The following is a 1121-nucleotide window of genomic DNA, read 5'->3' on the forward strand; positions in this document are numbered from 1 at the left end:
GATGGTGTCCCGCCGAGTGGTGTAGTCACTGGCCGAGCTGGTTCGGTTCCGGCTGTGGAGGAAGCTGATGGTCGTCCTCGGCCGGTTCGGCGGTGAGGAGTTCGGCCATGGAGGCTTCGGAGAGGTAGCGGCGGTCGAAGACCTGCCATTCGTCGTGGAGTTCGGCCAGGACCGCGGCGGCGAGCCGGTCCAAAGCGGCGGGGTTGGGGAAGACCTGGACGACGTCGGCCCGGCGTTTGATCTCTCGGTTCAGTCGCTCCAGTGGGTTGGTGGACCAGATCTTCTTCCAGTGCGCCGACGGGAAGTCTGCGAACGCGGTGATGTCCGTCGCGGCGTCCAGCAGCATGCGCTTGACCTGGGGGAACTGCCGTCCGAGCATGTCGGCCACCACGTTCAGCTGGGTGCGCACGTCCTCGCCGGTGGTCTGCGCAAAGATGGTGCGGATCGTCGCCGCCACCATCTCTCCCGACCCCTTCTCGATCACGCCGAAGACATCTCGCACGAAGTGAACTCGGCACCTTTGCCAGGCCGATCCGAGGAAGACGGTGCGGATCGCGGCCACCAGACCACTATGGCTGTCGGAGATCACCAGCTGGACGTTGTCCAGGCCGCGGGCCCGCAGACTGCGCAGGAACTTTGTCCAGAACGGCTTCGACTCGCTGTCGCCGACCATCAGACCGAGGATCTCGCGGTGCCCGGTGACGGAGATCCCGGTCGCGATGACCACGGCTTGCGAGACGATCCGGTGGTTCACCCGGGCCTTGCAGTAGGTGGCGTCCAGGAAGACGTAGGGGAAGACGGTGTGGTCCAGCGGCCGTTCCTTGAACGCGGTCAGTTCAGCGTCCAGTTCGCCGCAGATCCGCGACACCTCGGACTTGGAGATCCCGGTGTCGGCGCCCAGGGCTTTGACCAGGTCATCGACCGAGCGGGTCGAGACCCCGTGCACGTATGCCTCCATCACCACGGCGAACAGCGCCCGGTCGATCCGCCGGCGCCGCTCCAGCAGCGAGGGGAAGAACGACCCGGTCCTCACCTTCGGGATCTTCAGATCGAGGTCGCCGGCCTGAGTGGTCAGCAGCCGCTCGCGGTGGCCGTTGCGCCAGGTGGTGCGCTGGTCGGAG

The 1121-nt window shown here is 66.3% G+C and carries 1 protein-coding gene; it reads right to left on the reverse strand.

Features of this window, described 5'->3' with window-relative positions; all coding sequences use genetic code 11:
* Window positions 1–25 precede the first annotated feature (25 nt).
* Window positions 26–1121 (reverse strand): IS256 family transposase (locus ACZ4RZ_RS50340; RefSeq protein ID WP_467754387.1); only part of this gene is annotated, 1096 nt, incomplete at its 5' end.

This window comes from Streptomyces sp. NPDC027189, assembly GCF_055566975.1.